The following is a 20,319-nucleotide window of genomic DNA, read 5'->3' as shown; positions in this document are numbered from 1 at the left end:
GGACCCTTTAATAGGGCCCTCACATACTACTCTGTTAATTCAGTTGCTACTTCAAGTAAACGTTCTGCTGAGTCGGCTACCTGGAATGTGGCATTTGAAATTTCATCTAAAATCAAAGTGATGCTTGAAACATCTTCTGTTGTAGCTGTGTGGTTTGTTTTAATCCCAGATACAGCACGAGCGATTGTTTGGAACGAATCAGATAATTCTTTCTGCATTTCAACGCCAGATAAAATTTGTGTATCCACTTCCTTTACAGATGAGGACATATTTGAGATGTTTGACTCTGTTTCATGAATGAGCGCAGAAACGTTTTGTACAGCGCTCTTCGTTTCTTCCGCTAATTTGCGTACTTCATCAGCAACGACCGCAAAGCCTTTTCCATGTTCACCTGCACGTGCTGCTTCAATCGAGGCATTGAGCGCGAGTAAATTTGTTTGGTCGGCGATATCTGTTACAAGGCGTACAATTTCAGAAATTTTTTGTGATGAAATGCGTAGATGACCCATCGTTGAATCGAGCTGCTTTACAGATGATGACATGCGCGCCATCAAATCATTTTGTTGTACAAGGAGACGCGTGCCATCTTCAGATTTTTGTTCTGTTTCATTGACGAATGTTAAGCCTTTTTTTGTTGCGTCTGAAATATCTTCAGCCTGTGTTACAAGTGATTGGATTGAGGCGGTCGTTTCTTCACTAATAGCGCTTAGCTCTTCTGCCGTACTTTGTACAGAAACCATAATTTCTGCTTTTTCGTCGATGTGATGTTGCTGGATTTCAGCTTGTTCTTCATCATACGCTTCAATAACGATTTGCTGCTCAAAGTTGATAACTTTTGCAAAAGCATTGGCCGCACGTTTGAAATCATCAACCGGTAGCTCTAAGTTTACACAATAGGTCATAAACGTATTATTAAGTGTTTGGAATGAATTTAAATACCATTTTGATGGCAAACCAATGACTACATGGATATGTGCAATACGCTGGCGATCAACGACATACGTATGATTGATATGGCCATTGAAAATCGCTGTAATATGGCGTGTTAAGGTGACTTTTAAACGATCAATTGATGAGTTGTGATTAATGATTGATGTCAGCTCATTCGCTTTACTAATCGTTTTGTAGAACTCATCAACCATCATTGGTACAAGTTCATGTGTATATTGTTTAAAATGAGAAATAATCGCTAAGTCCTCTTTTGTTAAGTCCAATAGCTCTACTTGTTTTGATAAGCCAGGAAATGTTGATAAATCCAGCTCCACATCTTTTATTGCTTCATCTAAATGAAATGGTGATGGGGGCTGTTTTGGCTTTGAAAAATTCCAAATACTCACGGTGTTGGCTCCTATCTATATCTTCAAAATAATATTGATAATTTTGTATTAAATCTTTAAAAAAGTATATTTTCATTAGTTATATCGGCTGTAGTTTTTATTTTAATCTATCCACCATAAAAAAACTTTAGAATTTACAAAATTAAATCGACAATCGTTTTTAAAAGAAAGGCTTGCTGCAGCTGAGCTTATTAAAAAAGAACTGCCGCATCGACAGTTCTGAAAAAAGATTATAGCTTAAAAAAGTCGAGCCACCCTTTATGTTTAAACCAAGCAATCATTGAAACGGCGATAAAGAACATGACGCCAAGAACGATGAAATAGCCCCAATGCCAGTGCAATTCAGGCATGTTATCAAAATTCATGCCGTAGACACCTGCAACAAAGGTTAGTGGGATGAAAATTGTAGATACAATCGTTAAAATCATCATAATACTATTCATGCGCACAGCATTCATCGACATATGGCTGTCGCGCATGTCTGCCGTTAATTCACGATTGGATTCAATCATTTCTGTAAGTTTTACGAGATGGTCATGGATATCGCCAAAGTAAGCGCGCTCCGTCCCAATTAATCCAAGGCGCCCAGAGTTCATGACGCGATATAATAAATCGCGCATCGGTAGTACGATGCGGCGGATATGTAGCAAATCACTACGCAAATCAAATACATCAGACATTGCTTTTGCATTACGCTGATAATTTAATTGGTCCTCAATTTCATTTAAGCGGTCTTCAATGTTATAAACCATTGGAAAATAGCTATCAACGAGTTTATCTACAACTTGATACATCGCATAATATGAGCCGCGTTCCCAATCACCGGGTTGATTGAGCACACGCTTTCGTGCTGTTTCAATTTCTGGGACAGGGGTTTTATGATACGTCACAATAAAGTTACTAGCGATAAAAATATTTACTTCTTCTGCTTCTAATTCGATAGAATTCATTTTATGTACGACAAGGAAATGGCAGTCGTCATAATAGTCGATTTTTGGACGTTGTAAGCGCATTAAAGAGTCTTCGATTGCCAATGGGTGAAAATGAAACACTGTATCTAAATAAGTGTTTTCAGCTGGTATAGGCTGATCGAAATCTATCCAATACCAATCAAAATCAAAATTATGTAGCTCATCCAATGGAAAATCGGCTATTACATCGTTATCTTTTGTAAAACCTAAAGTTCGAATCATCGTAACGCCTCTTTTTCTCCGTAGTTGTTATTATTGTCCCATATCCATACCCTGTTGTCGATAAACGTAAAAGAAGAAAATAACAAAATAAAAAACCGCATATTAAGCGGCTTTAATGTTCACTAGACAACCAGACGGCTATTTTTTCGCCGCCATGTCCATTTGAAATTGATTGTATATTTTTATGGTCAACAGAGTCATTTGAGTCAAATGAACTCTTTAAAAGGCAGTAGGGCATAACGATTAAAACAGCGAGACCTAAAATAGTAATTCCTGCTGTAAGCAATGCTTTCTTCAAGAGAAACATCCCTTTCATCATGTGATATTAGGAAGGACGCATATTATTAAAAAATGTTTCCAAATTATTATGACAACGTTGAAACTATTTTATGCTAGAGTACGTAGAATAATTAAATGATAGAAGGGAGTAGTTTACATGAGTACACAAACATTATCTGATAGCAAATGGTTAAAAGTTATTGTTCATGCTAGTGGTTTTTTCTCTTCATTTTTTGTTTTGATTATCGTGCCGCTATTGTTTTATTTTTTAAATGATGAAAAAGAAATTAAACGATTATCATTGCAAGCTGTGCTATTTCAACTAGTAATGGGGATTTTAATTGCAATCTCTGCGTTCTTTTCAGCAATTATCATCGGCATTCCATTCCTAATCGTATTTGTTGCCATGACAATTATCGTTCCAATTGTTGGCATTGTGAATGCATTGCAAGGACGACATTGGGAATACCCAATTATTAAACGTTTCTTCTAATTTCTATAACATCCGAAATTAAAACTACGCTGCGGTGTGGTTTTTTTTGTATGGAAATAAGAGAATAGGTTTTACACGTTTTGAGCCAAATAATTTGTAATCGAATTTTGGATTGAATATAATATAGTCAAAGATAGTCAAAGTCAGTGAGGCAAGCGAGGTGAGGACAGCAAATGAGAAATATTTCGGACATCATTGAAGGATATTTGAAAGAAGTTATTGAATTAGAGGGAAACGGCTTAGTTGAAATTAAACGTAGCGAAATCGCTGATAAATTTCAATGTGTACCATCGCAAATTAACTATGTGATTAATACGCGCTTTACAGAAGAACGTGGATATCAAGTAGAAAGTAAACGTGGCGGTGGTGGTTATATTCGCATCGTACGTGTTCAAGTAACTTCGAGTGCTGATTTGATTGATGAAACGGTTCGACAGCTTGGAATTTCTGCACCACAGCAAGTTGCGGAAGATATCATTTTTCGACTTATTAATGAAGAAGTTATTTCTAAAAGAGAAGCGAAGATGATGCTAGCAGCTGTCGATCGTCATATATTAGCACTCAACTTGCCATTGCGTGATGAAGTTCGTGCACGAATTTTACGCGCAATGCTTACGACATTGAAATATGATATTCCTAAAAGATAAGAGGTGTGTGAAGTGATCTGCGAGAATTGTAAGCAACGCCCTGCCACTATAACATTAACGCAGGTGAAAAATGGCCAGCAAATCACGAAACATTATTGCGAGGTTTGTAGCCAACAATTACATCAGCATGACCATTCTTTGGATGAGCATGTGCCATTGCAACAACTTTTTGCAGACTGGTTTGGGATTCCAACATGGTCAGCAAATGCACCGAAAAGTCAGCGGCAGGAAGAGCATACAAGTTGCCCTAACTGTGGTATGACCTATAAGCAGTTTTTACACGCTGGCAAATTCAATTGTCCAACGTGTTACGATGCATTTCGTGATGAACTCCCGCAGGTGATGAAGCGCCTCCATAATGGTGCCATAAAACATGTAGGGAAAATGCCTGGAGCAGTCAATGCAACCTATGAATTGAAACAGCAAATTGAAGGTTTGCGCAACGACATGAAAAAGGCCGTGGAAGAAGAACGGTTTGAAGATGCTGCAGCATTTCGTGATGAAGCAAGAGCACTTGAACAGCAATTGCAAGGTGGTGATTCGAATGGATAAAAAGGACATGTTTTTTAATGTGACCGATGTGAAGTGGATGGAGGGCGATGCAGAGTATGGTGATATTGTCATGAGTACACGTATTCGCCTTGCTCGCAATCTAAAAGATTACCGCTTCCCACGAGCTTTCTCAGACGATGAAGCATTTAAATTAGACCAAACCATTTCGAATGTACTGCTCGATGCAGAAACGCTTGACCAGAACTTCACATATATCGATATATCGACGACGCCGATTCTTCAAAAGAAGGTGCTCGTCGAAAAACATTTGATTAGTCCGCAGTTAGCGCATAAAGAGCGTTCGGCATCTGTTGTTATTTCAGATGATGAATCAGTTAGTGTCATGATTAATGAAGAGGATCATTTGCGTATCCAATGCATGGAGCCAGGGCTTGATTTAGAAAAAGCTTACTTCAATGCGGACACGCTTGATCGTTATTTAGAAGAGCATGTCCCGTATGCATTTGATGAGGAATTTGGCTATTTGACAAGTTGCCCAACGAATACGGGAACCGGCATGCGTGCTTCAGTTATGATGCATTTACCAGCGCTAACGATGACCGATCAAATGGAACAAATTATTAGCATGATGCCTCGGCTTGGCATGGTCGTTCGCGGAATTTACGGCGAAGGAACAGAAGCTGTAGGCAACTATTATCAAATCTCAAATCAAGTGACGCTTGGAAAATCAGAAGAAGAAATTTTAACTGACTTACAATCATTAGCGGAACAAATCGTACAACGAGAAGCAGAGTCTCGAAAAGCCCTATTAGCCCATGCGGCAACTATTATGAATGACCGGGTAAATCGATCATTAGGTACATTACATTATGCCCGTATTTTAGCGTCTGACGAGGCGGCAAATTGTTTATCTAACGTGCGATTGGGTATAGATTTAGGACTAATCGAAAACATTCCTACGAAGGTTTTAAATAAATGCATGCTGGTCATTCAACCAGGATTTTTACAACAATATGTTGGCACTACATTAAAGCCAAACGAACGAGATGTTTATCGTGCCACATTATTACGAGAGATATTAAATAATGTGAGACAGCGTGAAAAAGGAGACGATTCATATGATGTTTAACCACTTTACTCAACGAGCTCAAAAAGTTTTACAATTAGCGCAAGAGGAAGCAATTCGCATGAAGCATGATGCGATTGGCACAGAGCATATTTTACTTGGCCTTATTCGTGAAGGCGGCGGCATTGCAGCAAAGGCATTAGAAGCAATTGAAGTGACGCCTGAAGTGATTGAGGAAGGTATTGAGAAGCTTGTTGGTGTCGGTACAAAAGATGTGGGCCCTGTCGTTCACTATACGCCACGTGCGAAAAAAGTGATCGAATTATCCGTCGATGAATCGCGTAAACTTGGCCACACATACATCGGCACAGAGCATATTTTATTAGCATTAATTCGTGAAGGTGAAGGCGTGGCAGCTCGCGTATTAAATAACGCAGGAGTTAGTTTAAATAAAGCGCGTCAGCAAGTATTACAATTGCTTGGTAACCATGATACGAATGCAGCAGGTAACGCTTCTGCGGCACCAACAGCAAATACGCCAACATTAGATAGCTTGGCGCGTGATTTAACGCAAATTGCACGTGAAGGCAGTTTAGACCCAGTAATCGGCCGTAGCAAAGAAATTACACGCGTCATTGAAGTATTATCACGACGTACAAAAAATAACCCTGTTTTAATCGGCGAACCAGGTGTTGGTAAAACAGCGATTGCAGAAGGGTTAGCACAACAAATTGTTAACAACGAAGTACCGGAAATCTTACGCGACAAACGCGTTATGACATTAGATATGGGTACGGTTGTCGCGGGTACGAAATATCGTGGTGAGTTTGAGGATCGTTTGAAAAAAGTAATGGATGAGATTCGCCAAGCAGGCAATGTTATTCTATTCATTGATGAGTTACACACGTTAATTGGTGCAGGTGGTGCGGAAGGTGCGATTGATGCATCGAATATTTTAAAACCATCATTAGCGCGCGGTGAACTACAATGTATTGGTGCTACAACGCTTGATGAATATCGTAAATATATTGAAAAAGATGCAGCGCTTGAACGTCGATTCCAACCAATTCAAGTAGATGAACCTACACCTGAAGAAGCGGTATTAATTATTCGTGGTCTGCGCGATCGTTATGAAGCACATCACCGCGTAAAAATTACCGATGAAGCTGTAGAAGCAGCGGTACAATTAAGTAATCGCTACATTTCAGATCGCTTCCTTCCGGATAAAGCAATCGATTTAATGGATGAAGCGGGTTCAAAAGTACGTCTACGTTCTTATACAACACCGCCTAATTTAAAAGAATTAGAACAAAAATTAGAAAGTGTAAAAGCAGAGAAAAATGCAGCTGTTCAAAGCCAAGAATTTGAAAAAGCAGCGAATTTACGCGACTCTGAACAAAAGTTAAAAGATGAATTAGAAGCAACGAAAAAAGAATGGAAAGAAAAACAAGGTCGTTCTGAATCAGAAGTAACCGTTAATGACATTGCGGAAGTTGTGGCGATGTGGACGGGTATTCCAGTAGCGAAAATCGCTCAAGAAGAATCTGAAAAACTATTGAATTTAGAAGAAGAATTACACAAACGTGTAGTTGGTCAAAGTGAAGCAGTAGAAGCAATTTCTCGTGCTATCCGTCGTGCACGAGCTGGATTAAAAGATCCAAAACGCCCAATCGGTTCATTCATTTTCCTTGGTCCAACAGGTGTTGGTAAAACAGAACTTGGTCGCGCATTAGCGGAAGTAATGTTTGGTGATGAAGATTCAATGATTCGTATTGATATGTCTGAGTACATGGAAAAACATTCAACTTCACGTCTTGTAGGTTCACCTCCAGGTTATGTAGGTTACGAAGAAGGCGGACAATTGACTGAAAAAGTTCGTCGTAAACCATACTCAGTTGTGTTATTAGATGAAATCGAAAAAGCGCATCCAGATGTGTTCAATATCTTACTACAAGTATTAGATGATGGCCGTTTAACAGATTCAAAAGGACGCGTTGTTGATTTCCGTAATACAGTAGTCATCATGACATCAAATATCGGTGCAGAAGCATTGAAATACCGTAAATCAGTCGGTTTCGGTGCACAAGAAACAGCGAAAACAGAGGCGACTGCGAAGGATGTTATGCTTGAAGAATTGAAAAAGGCATTCCGTCCAGAATTCTTAAACCGTATCGACGAAACAATTGTATTCCATACGCTTAAGAAAGATGAGCTTGCTGAAATCGTTGGCAAAATGGCTGAACAGCTTACAAAACGCCTTGCTGAACAACATATCGAGCTTGAGCTTACACCAGCCGCACTTGATAAAATTGCAGAGGAAGGCTACGACCCAGAATACGGAGCACGCCCTATCCGACGTGCATTACAAAAACACGTAGAGGACCGCCTATCAGAAGAAATTCTAAAAGGTGAAGTACTCACAGGTCAAGTAGTTGTATTCGATGTTGATGCAGATAGTAAATTTACCGTTTCAACAAAAGAGCCTGAACCAGCAACTGCTGAAAAATAAAAGATTTTCAGAAATGGGAACGTCTGTACTATATAAGACGTTCCTTTTTTGTTTTATCATAAACGTATAAATGTTTTATAGGAGGGTATTATGGCAAAGAAGAAATCAAAATTTGTATGTAATGAATGTGGTTATGAAACAGCTAAATGGATGGGGCGTTGTCCAGGTTGTGGGCAATGGAATACGATGGTAGAGGAAGTTGAGGTAGTAGCGAAGAGGCCGCGCGGTGCATTTAAACATTCTGAAATGGTTTCGGCAAAAGCTACGCCAATTATTTCTGTTGAGACACAAGAAGAACAGCGTGTACCAACGGAATTAACAGAATTCAATCGTGTCCTTGGTGGAGGTATTGTGCCAGGGTCTCTTATTTTAATTGGTGGGGATCCTGGGATTGGAAAATCAACGTTACTCTTACAAGTATCGGCATTATTATCAAATCAAAATCATCGCGTGTTATATGTATCAGGTGAGGAATCCATTCGCCAAACAAAATTACGCGCTGAACGTTTGGGCGTACAATCACCTGAACTTTATATTTATGCAGAAACTAATTTAGAAATGATTAGTGAAACAATCGAGCAAACGCAACCGAAATTTGTCATCATTGACTCCATTCAAACAGTGCATCATCCAGAGGTAACATCCGCACCAGGCAGTGTATCTCAAGTGCGTGAATGTACAGGTGAATTAATGCGCATCGCCAAAACAAAAAATATTGCGATTTTCCTTGTTGGCCATGTCACAAAAGAAGGTCAGATTGCCGGTCCGCGTATTTTAGAACATATGGTAGATACCGTATTGTATTTTGAAGGTGAGCGTCATCATAATCATCGTATTTTGCGCAGTCAAAAAAACCGCTTTGGTTCAACGAATGAAATCGCTATTTTTGAAATGGTACATGGTGGTTTAAAAGAAGTATTAAATCCATCTGAAATGTTTCTTGAAGAACGTTCGCAAGGTGCACCAGGGTCGACAATCGTAGCTTCGATGGAAGGGACGCGCCCAATTCTCGTGGAAATTCAAGCTTTGGTTTCACCGTCTAGTTTCAATTATCCGAAACGTATGGCAACAGGACTTGACCAAAATCGCGTGTCGTTATTAATGGCTGTGTTAGAAAAACGTATGGGATTTATGCTACAGGCGCAAGATGCCTTTATAAAAGTAGCCGGCGGTGTAAAACTTGATGAACCAGCAATTGATTTAGCAGTACTTGTTAGCATCGTTTCAAGTTTTAAGGATTTGTCGGCGAATCCAACAGATTGCTTTGCAGGTGAAGTCGGATTAACAGGAGAAGTTCGCCGTGTGACACGTATTGAACAACGTGTGAATGAAGCTGCAAAATTAGGATTTAAACGTATTTTTATTCCAGCATCAAATATTGGGGGTTGGGATTTCCCGGACGGCATTGAAATCATTGGTGTAGAGCGCGTTGATCAAGCATTGAAGCAAGCGTTTTGCGAACTGTAGTGCCAATTATTTTATTGTTGTTAGAACAGGGCTGAATGAAGCGGAATTTAGGGATAATCTGTATAATAGTCAATTAAAGGGGAGGTGCATGTATGTTAAAACGAATTATTCAAATCGTATTCCTATTAATTGGGGGAACGCTAGGGTTAGTCCTGTTACCGCCTTTATACAAAGTTCTTCATTTATCCAATAACCCATGGATTAATAACCCATATGTTTCTGTTTTAATTGGTGCGATTATTTTGTTTGTTGTGTCGTTCTTCATTGCTGATTATTTTGTGCAGTTTATTCGTTGGCTTGAAGAAAAATTATTAAAAGAGCCGAGTGGGGATTTATTGTTCGGGACGTTAGGTTTGATTATCGGATTGATTGTGGCGTATTTGATTGGTTTTGCACTTAATAGTATTCGCATTCCCATCATCACAACAGTATTGCCGATTTTATTATCAATTGTATTAGGCTATTTAGGTTTTCAAGTTGGATTTAAGCGGCGTGAAGAATTAATGAGTGTCTTTACATCCCGTTCAGCTAAGAAAAAGAATGATGACACGAAAGATGAGTTACTTGAGCCGCCAGCTTCATACAAATTATTAGATACGAGTGTGATTATCGATGGCCGTATCGCAGACATTTGTCGTACAGGCTTTGTAGAAGGTACGCTCGTTATCCCGCAGTTTGTTTTAACGGAGCTTCAACATATTGCTGATTCATCGGATACGCTAAAACGTACAAAAGGTCGTAGAGGTCTTGATATTTTAAAAGCACTTCAAGATGAACCTGCCACAACGGTATTATTGACCGAAGTCGATTTTGACGATGTGCCTGAAGTTGATCTAAAATTAGTACGCTTAGCGAAAAAAATGGGTGGCGGTCAAATTGTGACGAATGATTTCAATTTGAATAAAGTCTGTGAATTGCACAACGTCCAAGTGTTAAATATTAACGAGTTAGCGAATGCTGTGAAGCCGGTCGTTATTCCCGGCGAAGAAATGTATGTTGTCGTCATCAAAGAAGGGAAGGAACACAATCAAGGTGTTGCCTACTTAGACGATGGAACGATGATTGTTGTCGAGGATGGTAAATCGTATATCGGGGAAGCGATTACCGTTATTGTAACGAGCGTGCTTCAAACATCTGCTGGTCGTATGATTTTTGCCAAACCAAAAAAATAAATGATGATGGTTGGAGCTATGCGCTTCAACCATTTTTTAATACAATAAGAGACAGTAGATTGTTGGGGGAGTGTATTACATGAACTACGATGTTATTTTGCCAGCAGCTGGTAGCGGTAAACGCATGGGTGCTGGTAAAAATAAATTGTTCCTTGAATTAAAAGGAAAGCCAATTTTAATTCATACATTAGAAGTATTTGAGCGTGATAATTGGTGTCGAGGTATTTATTTAGCGGTGAAAGATAGTGAGCGAGATTTTATTCAAAGCTTACTTGTGCAATACAACATTACAAAAGTACGTGCGATGCCAACTGGTGGCGATGAACGTCAACATAGCGTACAGTCATGTATGAAGGCGATTGGAAGTGGCGAAATTGTACTTGTGCATGATGCAGCTCGTCCATTTATTGTAGAGCCAACAATTCACGAATTAGCAGAAGCGGCATATGAGAAAGGTGCAGCAATTGTTGGAGTACGTGCGAAAGATACGATGAAGCGTGTTGAAGAAGGTATTATTCAAGAAACTGTGGATCGTTCGACATTGTGGATGATTCAAACACCACAAGCATTTCGTTTCGAGCTATTACAACAAGCAGAAAACCATGCGGAGCGAGATAATTTTTTAGGTACTGATGAATCGATGCTAGTAGAACGTGAAGGCGAATCAGTGTATATGGTTGAGAGTAGCTATGAAAATGTTAAAATAACAACAAAAGAAGATTTGGTTTTTGGTGAGGCCATCTTAAACCAACGTATTGGAGGATAATTATATGTTTCGCGTAGGACAAGGTTTTGATGTACATGAATTTGCAGAAGGCCGCCCATTAATTATTGGCGGTATTGAAATTCCAAGTGACAGAGGTTTAATAGGTCATTCGGATGCAGATGTACTGCTACATACAGTAACAGATGCTGCATTAGGCGCAATTGGTGAAGGGGATATCGGTCATCATTTCCCGGATACAGATCCGGAATGGGAAGGTGCAGATTCTGCAAAACTTTTATCATTTATTTGGGAAAAGGTCGAAGCAAAAGGTTACACATTAGGAAATGTCGATTGTACAATCATGGCACAAGCACCAAAAATGGCTCCATACATTGAGCAAATGCGCAATCGTATTGCAGAATTATTAAATGCAGAGCCATCGCAAGTAAATGTGAAAGCAACAACAACTGAAAAACTAGGCTTCGTTGGTCGTAAAGAAGGAATTGCCTCAATGGCGACAATTCTTTTAATTAAAAAGTAAGGCCGCTTTAAATTTCATATCGCGAGTGGTAGAATTAACAAAGTTGAATTTTTTCTCGACAAAATAGGAGGATTTTAATCATGACTAAAAAAGTTCGTGTACGTTATGCACCAAGTCCAACTGGACACTTACACATCGGTGGTGCTCGTACTGCACTATTCAATTACTTATACGCAAAACATTACGACGGAGATTTTATCTTCCGTATTGAAGATACAGATATCGCACGTAACATCGAGGGTGGCGAAGAATCACAACTTCATAACCTAGCTTGGATGGGGATTGACCCTGTTGAATCACCAGCAATCGGTGGCCCATTCGCACCATATCGTCAAATGGAGCGTTTAGACACATATAAAGATGCTGCTGAAAAATTAATTGATATGGGTATGGCTTACAAATGTTTCTGTACATCAGAAGAATTAGAAGCTGAACGTGAAGCACAACGCGAAGCTGGTGTAGCAGCTCCAATGTATAAAGGTACTTGCCGTCATTTATCAGCTGAAGAAGTAGCAGAAAAAGAAGCGTCAGGCGCACCTTATACAATCCGCTTCAAAGTTCCAGAAAATGAAACATATGTAGTAGATGATTTAATTCGCAATGAAGTAACATTCGAATCAAAAGATATTGGTGATTGGGTAATCGTTAAAGCAAATGGTATCCCAACATATAACTTCGCAGTAGTATTAGACGACCATCTAATGGAAATGACACATGTATTCCGCGGTGAAGAACATTTATCTAACACACCAAAACAATTAATGATTTACAAAGCATTTGGCTGGGAAGCACCACGTTTCGGTCATATGACGTTAATCATCAATGAAAACCATAAAAAATTATCAAAACGTGATGAATCAATTATCCAATTCATCTCTCAATATAAAGACCTTGGTTATTTACCAGCTGCAATGGTCAATTTCCTTGCATTACTTGGTTGGTCTCCAGAAGGTGAAGAAGAAATTTTCTCTATGGACGAATTGATTGAGCAATTCGATGAAAAACGTTTAACAAAATCACCATCTATGTACGATATGACAAAGTTAAAATGGATGAACAACCAATACATGAAGAAATTAACGCATGAAGAAGTTGTGGCACTTTGCCTGCCATTCTTACAAAAAGCAGGTCGTATCGCCGAAAATCCAACAGCTGAAGAAGCTGAATGGGCAGACAAATTAATCGGTCTTTATCATGAACAAATGAGCTTCGGTGCTGAAATTGTTGAGCTTTCTGAAATGTTCTTCCAAGATCATGTAGAATTAAACGATGATGAAAAAGAAGTATTAGCTGGTGAACAAGTTTCTGAAGTACTTGCGACATTCAAGAAAAACCTTCTTGAACTAGAAGCTTTTGAAGCTCCAGCAATCAAAAAAGCAATCAAAGCTGTTCAAAAAGAAACAGGCCATAAAGGTAAAAACCTATTCATGCCAATCCGCGTAGCAACTACTGGCGAAATGCATGGACCAGAACTTGCAGATGCAATTGAAATTTTAGGTAAAGATACAGTTGTAAAACGTTTAGATGCTCAACTAGGCTAATCGTTTTTAAGAAAAAGAGGGGACGCCGCACGTGGCGCTCTCTTCTTTTTTTGTTTTAGTTTTCAAAAGTGAGGTTTCATTGTACAATGAATCTATCCAGTTCAAAACGTTGAAGAGGAGAAGTATGCGCCGCACGCTCTAAAGAGAGAATCATCATTGGCTGAAAATGATTTGAGTCTAGGCTGCGCAGAAATGCACCTCTGAGTGTCATGTTGAAATGTAAGTAGGCATGACCGGTTCGTCACCGTTAATAGACTTCGAGTGGGAATTATTTTTCCAATCAGAGTGGAACCGCGCATACAGCGTCTCTGTCTAGTTAGTAGATAGGGGCGCTTTTTTTCGTGATTATGTTTTAATCGTAAGGGAATGAGAACAATACGATTATCGCTGGATCAACTTATAGTAACGATGTTCATTAAAGGAGAGATGATCGCTAATGGCTATCCAAATTTTTAACTCACTGACACGTGAAAAAGAAAACTTTGTGCCAATTGAAGAAGGTAAGGTGCGCATGTATGTATGTGGACCGACTGTTTACAATTACATTCATATCGGGAATGCCCGTCCTGTTATCGTATACGATACAGTTCGACGTTATTTAACATATCGTGGTTTTGAAGTAGACTACGTTTCAAACTTCACCGACGTTGATGATAAAATCATTAAAGCGGCCAATGAATTAGGTGAAGAAGTACCGGAGCTAACGGAACGTTTCATTAATGCATATTTTGAAGATATTACAGCATTAGGTTGCCAAAAAGCTGATTCGCATCCTCGCGTAACTGAGCATATGGATGCCATCATTAATTTCATTGCAGTATTAATCGAAAAAGGCTTTGCGTATGAATCTCAAGGTGACGTTTACTACCGTACACGCAAATTCAAAGGTTATGGTAAATTATCGCATCAATCAGTAGATGATTTAAAAATCGGCGCCCGTATTGAAGCTGGAGAGAAAAAAGAAGATGCATTAGATTTTGCATTATGGAAAGCGGCGAAACCAGGCGAAATTTTCTGGCAAAGTCCATGGGGTGAAGGTCGTCCAGGTTGGCATATTGAATGCTCTGTTATGGTTCACGAACATTTTGGTGATACAATCGATATTCATGCAGGTGGTCAAGATTTAACATTCCCTCACCATGAAAATGAAATTGCACAATCAGAAGCCTACACAGATAAGCAATTTGCAAACTACTGGATGCACAATGGCTACATCAATATCGATAATGAAAAAATGTCAAAATCACTAGGGAACTTCATCCTTGTGCATGATATTATTCAACAAATCGATCCACAAGTACTGCGCTTCTTCATGTTATCTGTACACTATCGCCATCCAATTAACTTTGCACAAGATTTAGTGGAGGCTGCTCAAAATGGTTTAGACCGTCTACGCACGTCACGCAAAAATTTAGTGCACCGCCTAGAAAGCACAGCAAACTTAGCGGAAAAAGATGAAGCGGTATTTGAAGCAATTGAAACAGAACGCCAAAATTTCACTACAGCAATGGACGATGATTTTAATACAGCAAATGCGATTGCAACATTATTTGCATTATCTACGTTAGCAAACAAATATTTGAACGAAGATAATACAAATGCAGAAACATTACAAGCATTACTCGATGTGTTAGATGAATTATCTGGCGTATTAGGTATTATCTTAAATGTAAAAGAAGAATTATTAGACGAAGAAATCGATGCGTTAATCGAAGAACGTCAACAAGCGCGTAAGGATCGCAACTTCGCACGTGCTGATGAGATTCGTGACCAATTAAAAGATATGAATATTATCTTAGAAGACACACGCCAAGGCGTAAGATGGAAACGAGGTTAAGAGAAGTGGAAGAACTTCGAGATGCAGATGTTAAACAAGTAAATGCGCTAGCTTTAGCTTATATGGGAGATGCGGTTTTAGAAATCGCGATTCGTGAGCACTTATTACGCTCAGGTCGAGTGAAACCGAAAGTATTACACCGTGAGGCAACGCATTATGTGTCTGCAAAAGCACAAGCAATGGTCGTTCGTAAAATGATGGATGAAAATTATTTCACAGAAGAAGAACTAGCGGTACTACGACGTGGGCGTAATGCAAAATCAGGTTCTGTGCCAAAAAATACGGATGTTCAAACATATAACTATAGCTCGGCTTTTGAGGCAGTTATCGGTTATTTATATTTATTAGGTCAAAAAGAGCGCGTAGATGGTATTATTCAATACGCCATCGATACAGTTGAAGATAAAAATGAGGTGTCAAAATAATGAAATATGAACGAGATTATAAATCGGGACGTAAACAGGATCGCGACCGTCGCCCAGCACGCGACCGTAAACCTGAACGTGCACCGGAAGTAGAGCAAGAAGTCGATCACTCAAAAGAGATGATTGCAGGGAAAAACCCTGTACTAGAAGCGCTTCGTTCAACGCGCGATATTAATAAAATTTGGATCGCTGAAGGCGTGAAAAAGAATGGCATTAAAGAATTATTAGATATGGCGAGCGAACGTCGCATTGTAGTGCAATTTGTACCAAAACAAAAAATTGATAATTTATCATCAGAAAATCATCAAGGAATTGTCGCATCAGTTGCCGCATATAACTATGCAGAATTAGATGACGTTTTCAAATTGGCTGAAGAACGTGGTGAAGATCCATTTATCATGATTTTAGATGAACTAGAAGACCCACATAATCTAGGTTCTATTATGCGTACTGCAGATGCAGTTGGCGCACATGGTATTATCATTCCACGTCGTCGGTCTGTATCACTTACAGCTGTTGTTGCTAAAGCATCAACAGGCGCGATTGAATACATTCCAACTGTACGCGTCAACAATTTATCGCAAACGGTTGATGAACTAAAAGAGCGTGGTGTTTGGATTGCTGGTACCGATGCGAAAGGTTCACAAGACTATCGTCGCATGGATGCTACATTACCACTTGCTGTAATTATTGGTAGTGAAGGAAAAGGCATGAGCCGCATTCTAAAAGAAAAATGTGACTTCCTTTACAATCTACCAATGGTTGGACACGTTACATCGTTAAATGCATCAGTAGCAGCATCGCTTCTAATGTATGAAGTGTATCGTAAACGTCACGAGCTATAAGTGAGGGCTGCTCATGAAGGATATTTTGATCGTAGATGGCTATAACATGATTGGTGACTGGGATGAATTGAAGCTATTGAAAGACAAACATCAATTAATTGACGCGCGTGATCGTTTAATTGAATTATTAGCTGAATATCAAGCGTATTCACATTATAAGATTATTGTTGTATTTGATGCGTATCAGGTTCCAGGCGTCGCTACAAAAGAAAAACAACATGATATTGAAATTATTTATACGCGTGTGAAAGAAACGGCAGATGAATGTATTGAATCGTTGACGATGGATAAGATTCAAAAATATGGCCGTTTAACGCGCATTACAGTTGCTACATCTGATATGGCAGAGCAAAGCGTTATTTTTGGGAATGGTGCTTTGCGTATGCCAGCTTCTGAATTGTTGATGGAAGTGCGTGAATCACAGCGTCAAATTACACAAACGGTCAACAAGGACTATGCGCGTCAACGAAAATTTTCAAACCGAGTTCAAGTAGATGCCGAAACGAAAAATAAGTTGGAAAATATGCGTCGAGGCCTGAAATAGATTAATAGTTGGGGTGATTTTGTGATAACAAGTAAATTGCAGCACCAGTATAGTAGTATGACCGACGAGCAACTCGTCGAATTCACTAGGCAAGGCGACAGCGAGGCGCTTGATTTTTTGATTACAAAATATAAGCCACTCGTACGGATTAAAGTAAAATCATATTTTTTAATTGGTGCAGATAAAGAAGATATCATTCAAGAAGGAATGATTGGCTTATTTAAAGCAGTGCGAGATTTTAGTGACGTACATCAAGCGTCGTTTAAAGCCTTTGCAGAGCTATGCATTACGCGCCAAATTATTACAGCAATTAAAACAGCTACTCGACAAAAGCATATCCCTCTAAACTCTTATGTGTCGCTTGATAAACCTGTAGGTGATGATGAACAAGCTAGTACATTGATGGATTTATTGCAAACAGATGCAAGCGAAGATCCAGCAAATTTTGTAGTGCATCGCGAACAATTTCTTGATATGGAATCACGTATAAATGACTTGCTTAGTCCGTTTGAGCAAAAAGTTTTAGCACGCTATATCGACGGCTGTAGCTACCAAGAAATTGCCGAACAATTAGAGCGCCATGTGAAGTCTATTGACAATGCATTGCAACGAATTAAACGTAAACTTGAACAACAATTGACAGCAAACTGACACATTGAGCTTTATTGACAGCTTATGGCATTAGATGATAGTCTGTATAAGGACAAATGCCTGAAAGGTGATTTTTATTATGGCAAACAAAGTTGTGCTATGCTGCGAAAAATGCGGCGCCCGTAATTATAATTTACCGGCCCCAAAGGATAGCTCAAAAAGAATGGAATTAAAGAAATATTGTTCGCACTGTAATGAACGTACATTACACAAACAAACAAGATAAATTTCGTTAATCATACAAGATTTTTATTTTTATTCGGAGGTTAGGTTGGATGGGAAAGCTTAAAACATTTTTCAGTAATGTGTTTTCTGAAATGCGTAAAACTAGCTGGCCTAAACGTAAAGAGCTTAGCAAATACACACTAGTTGTACTTTCTACATTACTCTTTATGGCAGTGTTCTTTATGCTAGTTGACTTAGGAATATCAAATTTATTCCGCATGTACTTGGATTTATAAGTGAAAAAATGTTAATATTTTTGAAGGAGCCCGTAGAAACGGGTTTTTTCATTTGCCTTTAAAAAAAGGAGGGAAAGGACAATTTAGTCCTAATAATTATGGAAAAAAATTGGTATGTCGTTCATACTTACTCTGGTTATGAAAACAAAGTAAAGTTAAACCTAGAAAAACGTATTGAAACGATGGGTATGCAAGATAAAATTTTCCGTGTCATCGTTCCTGAAGAACAAGAAACAGAAGTAAAAGATGGCCGTAAAAAAACATATATGCGTAAAACATTCCCTGGTTATGTTTTAGTTGAATTAATCATGACAGATGATGCTTGGTACGTTGTACGTAACACACCAGGCGTTACAGGTTTCATTGGTTCTTCAGGTGGTGGGGTAAAACCAACTCCATTATTACCTGAAGAAGTGGATCATATTTTAAACAAAATGGCTGAAAACGAACAAAGTGTTGATCTTGATTTCGCTGTAGGTGATCTTGTTGAAGTATTAGAAGGACCATTCGCTCATTTCCAAGGGAAAGTCGAAGAAATCTTTGCTGCTGACGAAAAAATTAAAGTTACAGTCGATATGTTCGGCCGTGAAACAACAATGGAATTAGCTTTTGATAAAGTATTAAAAGTTTAATTTGATTTAATTATGCTTGCCTTGCATAATTAAAAGTGTTATTATTTTTTAGGTCAGACTGTGACTAAGTTATAGTCGACTAACAGTAATTTTTAATGTTATCGGAAATAAGCCGACAGACAGATATTTGAGTGGGAGGGGCAACCCTATGACCACATCACGGACTTAAGGAGGTGTGTCTCGTGGCTAAAAAAGTTGTTAAAGTTGTAAAACTTCAAATTCAAGCTGGTAAAGCAAACCCAGCGCCACCAGTAGGTCCTGCACTAGGTCAAGCAGGTGTTAACATCATGGGATTCTGTAAAGAATTCAATGCTCGTACACAAGACCAAGCAGGTTTAATTATTCCAGTTGAGATTTCTGTATTTGAAGATCGTTCATTCACTTTCATTACAAAAACTCCACCAGCTGCAGTATTACTTAAAGTAGCAGCAGGTATCAAATCTGGTTCTGGTGAACCTAACAAGAATAAAGTAGCTACAGTGAAACGTGACAAAGTTCGCGAAATCGCTGAAACTAAAATGCCAGACTTAAACGCAGGTTCTGTAGAAGCTGCTATGTTAATGGTAGAAGGTACTGCACGTAGCATGGGTATTGTCGTAGAAGACTAATCCCATTACTTGATAAAAGTATTGTTTTTGGAGGTTGCGAATGTTTCTTATAGCGATATTTGAAACACCGCAACCTTTATTCGTGGGAGGGAAATCCCGCTATAACCACAATCAAGGAGGAAATTCAAAATGGCTAAACAAGGTAAAAAATTACAAGATGCCGCTAAATTAGTAGACAAAACTAACGTTTATTCTGTAGCTGAAGCTGCTGAATTAGCTAAAAATACAAGTAAAGTAAACTTCGACGCAACTGTAGAAGTAGCTTTCAACCTAAACATCGATACTCGTAAAAACGACCAACAAATCCGTGGTGCAATCGTGCTTCCAAACGGTACTGGTAAAACTCAAAAAGTTTTAGTATTCGCTAAAGGTGAAAAACTTAAAGAAGCTGAAGCTGCTGGTGCAGACTACGCAGGCGATGCTGAATACATCCAAAAAATTAAAGATGGCTGGTTCGATTTCGACGTTATCGTTGCTACACCAGACATGATGGGTCAAGTTGGTCAACTTGGTCGCGTATTAGGTCCAAAAGGCTTAATGCCAAACCCTAAAACTGGCACAGTTACTTTCGATGTAACTAAAGCAGTTAACGAAATCAAAGCTGGTAAAGTTGAATACCGTGCTGATAAAGCAGGTATCGTACACGCACCAGTAGGTAAAGCATCATTTGACGCTGACAAATTAGCTGAAAACATCCAAACTTTAGTAGATGTTATCGTTAAAGCTAAACCAGCTACAGCAAAAGGCGTTTACTTAAAATCAGTACACGTTACAACTACTATGGGTCCATCAATCAAACTTGATACTCTAGCATTTGCAAAATAATTTAATAATTGACAAAAAAAAACTCAT

General features: G+C 38.9%; 23 protein-coding genes and 1 other annotated feature. Of the genes, 20 read left to right on the top strand and 3 right to left on the bottom strand.

What is annotated here, in order from left to right:
• Positions 1 to 26: 26 nt before the first annotated feature.
• The 3 genes from V514_RS0114585 to V514_RS20255 all read right to left on the bottom strand — a co-directional run bounded on the left by V514_RS0114585 (position 27) and on the right by V514_RS20255 (position 2,849).
• Positions 27 to 1,337, bottom strand: a complete 1,311-nt coding sequence (locus V514_RS0114585; RefSeq protein WP_029500628.1) for a globin-coupled sensor protein — start codon at positions 1,335 to 1,337, stop codon at positions 27 to 29.
• Positions 1,338 to 1,567: 230 nt separating this feature from the next.
• Positions 1,568 to 2,530, bottom strand: coding sequence for a magnesium/cobalt transporter CorA (gene corA / locus V514_RS0114580; RefSeq protein ID WP_029500627.1), 963 nt, complete (start codon positions 2,528 to 2,530; stop codon positions 1,568 to 1,570).
• Positions 2,531 to 2,642: 112 nt separating this feature from the next.
• Entirely contained in the window at positions 2,643 to 2,849 is a 207-nt protein-coding gene (locus tag V514_RS20255; protein ID WP_152528989.1) for a hypothetical protein, read from the bottom strand.
• Between the two features lie 117 nt (positions 2,850 to 2,966).
• Between V514_RS20255 and V514_RS0114575 the strand changes: the two genes are divergently transcribed.
• From V514_RS0114575 to rplA, 20 genes are all read left to right on the top strand, one after another.
• A complete protein-coding gene (locus V514_RS0114575) occupies positions 2,967 to 3,302 on the top strand; it encodes a DUF4870 domain-containing protein (protein WP_029500626.1) in 336 nt (111 codons plus the stop codon).
• A 173-nt stretch (positions 3,303 to 3,475) separates the two neighbouring features.
• Complete coding sequence (locus V514_RS0114570) at positions 3,476 to 3,949, top strand: CtsR family transcriptional regulator (protein ID WP_029500625.1); 474 nt, start codon at positions 3,476 to 3,478, stop codon at positions 3,947 to 3,949.
• A 12-nt stretch (positions 3,950 to 3,961) separates the two neighbouring features.
• Positions 3,962 to 4,501, top strand: coding sequence for a UvrB/UvrC motif-containing protein (locus tag V514_RS0114565; RefSeq protein ID WP_029500624.1), 540 nt, complete (start codon positions 3,962 to 3,964; stop codon positions 4,499 to 4,501).
• Positions 4,494 to 5,591, top strand: coding sequence for a protein arginine kinase (locus V514_RS0114560; protein ID WP_029500623.1), 1,098 nt, complete (start codon positions 4,494 to 4,496; stop codon positions 5,589 to 5,591). Before V514_RS0114565 ends, V514_RS0114560 begins: the two co-directional genes overlap by 8 nt.
• Positions 5,581 to 8,037 (top strand): ATP-dependent Clp protease ATP-binding subunit, encoded by a 2,457-nt coding sequence (locus V514_RS0114555; protein ID WP_029500622.1) that lies wholly within the window; start codon positions 5,581 to 5,583, stop codon positions 8,035 to 8,037. Before V514_RS0114560 ends, V514_RS0114555 begins: the two co-directional genes overlap by 11 nt.
• 90 nt (positions 8,038 to 8,127) lie before the next feature.
• A complete protein-coding gene (gene radA, locus V514_RS0114550; RefSeq protein ID WP_029500621.1) occupies positions 8,128 to 9,504 on the top strand; it encodes a DNA repair protein RadA in 1,377 nt (458 codons plus the stop codon).
• A 92-nt stretch (positions 9,505 to 9,596) separates the two neighbouring features.
• Positions 9,597 to 10,676 (top strand): PIN/TRAM domain-containing protein, encoded by a 1,080-nt coding sequence (locus V514_RS0114545; protein WP_029500620.1) that lies wholly within the window; start codon positions 9,597 to 9,599, stop codon positions 10,674 to 10,676.
• Between the two features lie 79 nt (positions 10,677 to 10,755).
• Positions 10,756 to 11,442, top strand: a complete 687-nt coding sequence (ispD, locus tag V514_RS0114540; protein ID WP_029500619.1) for a 2-C-methyl-D-erythritol 4-phosphate cytidylyltransferase — start codon at positions 10,756 to 10,758, stop codon at positions 11,440 to 11,442.
• Positions 11,443 to 11,446: 4 nt separating this feature from the next.
• Positions 11,447 to 11,923, top strand: a complete 477-nt coding sequence (ispF, locus tag V514_RS0114535; RefSeq protein WP_029500618.1) for a 2-C-methyl-D-erythritol 2,4-cyclodiphosphate synthase — start codon at positions 11,447 to 11,449, stop codon at positions 11,921 to 11,923.
• Between the two features lie 80 nt (positions 11,924 to 12,003).
• Positions 12,004 to 13,464, top strand: coding sequence for a glutamate--tRNA ligase (gltX, locus tag V514_RS0114530; RefSeq protein WP_029500617.1), 1,461 nt, complete (start codon positions 12,004 to 12,006; stop codon positions 13,462 to 13,464).
• 100 nt (positions 13,465 to 13,564) lie between these two features.
• Positions 13,565 to 13,777, top strand: a binding site (T-box leader).
• A gap of 123 nt (positions 13,778 to 13,900) precedes the next feature.
• Positions 13,901 to 15,301 (top strand): cysteine--tRNA ligase, encoded by a 1,401-nt coding sequence (gene cysS / locus V514_RS0114525; protein WP_029500616.1) that lies wholly within the window; start codon positions 13,901 to 13,903, stop codon positions 15,299 to 15,301.
• Between the two features lie 5 nt (positions 15,302 to 15,306).
• Entirely contained in the window at positions 15,307 to 15,726 is a 420-nt protein-coding gene (locus V514_RS0114520; protein ID WP_029500615.1) for a Mini-ribonuclease 3, read from the top strand.
• 119 nt (positions 15,727 to 15,845) lie between these two features.
• Positions 15,846 to 16,571: a 23S rRNA (guanosine(2251)-2'-O)-methyltransferase RlmB gene (gene rlmB, locus V514_RS0114515; RefSeq protein ID WP_235073457.1), complete on the top strand. Its 726-nt coding sequence runs from the start codon at positions 15,846 to 15,848 to the stop codon at positions 16,569 to 16,571.
• 13 nt (positions 16,572 to 16,584) lie between these two features.
• Positions 16,585 to 17,115: an NYN domain-containing protein gene (locus tag V514_RS0114510; RefSeq protein ID WP_029500613.1), complete on the top strand. Its 531-nt coding sequence runs from the start codon at positions 16,585 to 16,587 to the stop codon at positions 17,113 to 17,115.
• A 57-nt stretch (positions 17,116 to 17,172) separates the two neighbouring features.
• Complete coding sequence (sigH, locus tag V514_RS0114505) at positions 17,173 to 17,766, top strand: RNA polymerase sporulation sigma factor SigH (protein WP_051392489.1); 594 nt, start codon at positions 17,173 to 17,175, stop codon at positions 17,764 to 17,766.
• Between the two features lie 79 nt (positions 17,767 to 17,845).
• Positions 17,846 to 17,992 (top strand): 50S ribosomal protein L33, encoded by a 147-nt coding sequence (rpmG, locus tag V514_RS20060; protein WP_081715068.1) that lies wholly within the window; start codon positions 17,846 to 17,848, stop codon positions 17,990 to 17,992.
• A 49-nt stretch (positions 17,993 to 18,041) separates the two neighbouring features.
• Positions 18,042 to 18,227 (top strand): preprotein translocase subunit SecE, encoded by a 186-nt coding sequence (gene secE, locus V514_RS0114500; RefSeq protein WP_029500611.1) that lies wholly within the window; start codon positions 18,042 to 18,044, stop codon positions 18,225 to 18,227.
• Positions 18,228 to 18,325: 98 nt separating this feature from the next.
• Complete coding sequence (gene nusG / locus V514_RS0114495) at positions 18,326 to 18,859, top strand: transcription termination/antitermination protein NusG (protein WP_029500610.1); 534 nt, start codon at positions 18,326 to 18,328, stop codon at positions 18,857 to 18,859.
• Between the two features lie 182 nt (positions 18,860 to 19,041).
• Entirely contained in the window at positions 19,042 to 19,467 is a 426-nt protein-coding gene (gene rplK, locus V514_RS0114490) for a 50S ribosomal protein L11 (RefSeq protein WP_029500609.1), read from the top strand.
• Between the two features lie 129 nt (positions 19,468 to 19,596).
• Positions 19,597 to 20,292: a 50S ribosomal protein L1 gene (gene rplA / locus V514_RS0114485; RefSeq protein WP_029500608.1), complete on the top strand. Its 696-nt coding sequence runs from the start codon at positions 19,597 to 19,599 to the stop codon at positions 20,290 to 20,292.
• Positions 20,293 to 20,319: the final 27 nt, after the last annotated feature.

Source organism: Kurthia huakuii LAM0618, assembly GCF_000505545.1.
Taxonomy (GTDB): domain Bacteria; phylum Bacillota; class Bacilli; order Bacillales_A; family Planococcaceae; genus Kurthia; species Kurthia huakuii.
Note: the sequence above shows the minus strand (reverse complement) of the source record. Positions and strands in the feature narration are given on the sequence as shown.

Excerpts from the sequence above, each read along its gene's own strand:
- sigH (WP_051392489.1), top strand. The coding sequence starts at position 17,173 with ATGACCGACGAGCAACTCGTCGAATTCACTAGGCAAGGCGACAGCGAG.
- ispD (WP_029500619.1), top strand. The coding sequence starts at position 10,756 with ATGAACTACGATGTTATTTTGCCAGCAGCTGGTAGCGGTAAACGCATG.
- V514_RS0114545 (WP_029500620.1), top strand. The coding sequence starts at position 9,597 with ATGTTAAAACGAATTATTCAAATCGTATTCCTATTAATTGGGGGAACG.
- ispF (WP_029500618.1), top strand. The coding sequence starts at position 11,447 with ATGTTTCGCGTAGGACAAGGTTTTGATGTACATGAATTTGCAGAAGGC.
- V514_RS0114570 (WP_029500625.1), top strand. The coding sequence starts at position 3,476 with ATGAGAAATATTTCGGACATCATTGAAGGATATTTGAAAGAAGTTATT.
- V514_RS0114555 (WP_029500622.1), top strand. The coding sequence starts at position 5,581 with ATGATGTTTAACCACTTTACTCAACGAGCTCAAAAAGTTTTACAATTA.
- V514_RS0114575 (WP_029500626.1), top strand. The coding sequence starts at position 2,967 with ATGAGTACACAAACATTATCTGATAGCAAATGGTTAAAAGTTATTGTT.
- V514_RS0114510 (WP_029500613.1), top strand. The coding sequence starts at position 16,585 with ATGAAGGATATTTTGATCGTAGATGGCTATAACATGATTGGTGACTGG.
- rplA (WP_029500608.1), top strand. The coding sequence starts at position 19,597 with ATGGCTAAACAAGGTAAAAAATTACAAGATGCCGCTAAATTAGTAGAC.
- secE (WP_029500611.1), top strand. The coding sequence starts at position 18,042 with ATGGGAAAGCTTAAAACATTTTTCAGTAATGTGTTTTCTGAAATGCGT.
- corA (WP_029500627.1), bottom strand. The coding sequence starts at position 2,530 with ATGATTCGAACTTTAGGTTTTACAAAAGATAACGATGTAATAGCCGAT.
- V514_RS20255 (WP_152528989.1), bottom strand. The coding sequence starts at position 2,849 with ATGATGAAAGGGATGTTTCTCTTGAAGAAAGCATTGCTTACAGCAGGA.
- rpmG (WP_081715068.1), top strand. The coding sequence starts at position 17,846 with ATGGCAAACAAAGTTGTGCTATGCTGCGAAAAATGCGGCGCCCGTAAT.
- cysS (WP_029500616.1), top strand. The coding sequence starts at position 13,901 with ATGGCTATCCAAATTTTTAACTCACTGACACGTGAAAAAGAAAACTTT.
- radA (WP_029500621.1), top strand. The coding sequence starts at position 8,128 with ATGGCAAAGAAGAAATCAAAATTTGTATGTAATGAATGTGGTTATGAA.
- nusG (WP_029500610.1), top strand. The coding sequence starts at position 18,326 with ATGGAAAAAAATTGGTATGTCGTTCATACTTACTCTGGTTATGAAAAC.
- gltX (WP_029500617.1), top strand. The coding sequence starts at position 12,004 with ATGACTAAAAAAGTTCGTGTACGTTATGCACCAAGTCCAACTGGACAC.
- rlmB (WP_235073457.1), top strand. The coding sequence starts at position 15,846 with ATGATTGCAGGGAAAAACCCTGTACTAGAAGCGCTTCGTTCAACGCGC.
- V514_RS0114560 (WP_029500623.1), top strand. The coding sequence starts at position 4,494 with ATGGATAAAAAGGACATGTTTTTTAATGTGACCGATGTGAAGTGGATG.